This window comes from Delftia sp. DLF01 (genome assembly GCF_014852125.1).
Taxonomy (GTDB): domain Bacteria; phylum Pseudomonadota; class Gammaproteobacteria; order Burkholderiales; family Burkholderiaceae_C; genus Comamonas; species Comamonas acidovorans.
In genome coordinates this window covers 1-433 of the sequence record NZ_JACVAZ010000014.1, presented here as the reverse complement: position 1 = coordinate 433, position 433 = coordinate 1, and the positions used below count along the sequence as shown (strand labels likewise).

Sequence of the window (433 nt, the reverse complement as noted above, 5' to 3'; positions counted from 1 at the left end):
GGAAGCTGACGCTCTTGCCGCTGGCGTCCTGCAGTTGCTCGGTCGCGCGCTCGATGCCATGGGGCTTGCCGAGGATCCGGTCGCCGTTTACCGCGGCTTGATCGGAGCCGATGATCAGGTGGGCGGGGTAGCGCTGGGCCAGGGCGCGGGCTTTGCTTTGCGCCAGTCGGCGTACCAGTTGGTCGGCGCTCTCGCCGGGCAGCGGGGTTTCGTCGATGTCGGGGCTGGCGCATTCGAACGGCAGGCGCAGGCGCTGCAGCAATTCGCGGCGGTAAGGCGAGCTGGAAGCAAGGATCAGGGGTAGCATGGAGAATTCCTTCGGAGCGTCACCGCGATTCTAGCGAAAAGGGCTGTCCATACAGCGGTTTATGGCTAATTTCCTTTGACAGCTTCGGGTGCATCCCTATAATGGCGCGCTTATGTTGAATGGACC

General features: G+C 62.8%; 1 protein-coding gene. It reads right to left on the bottom strand.

All coding sequences use genetic code 11. The annotated features are described in order from the left end of the window. A partial coding sequence (locus IB269_RS28920) for a Maf family protein (protein ID WP_192368952.1) occupies positions 1–307 on the bottom strand: 307 nt, incomplete at its 3' end. Positions 308–433: the final 126 nt, after the last annotated feature.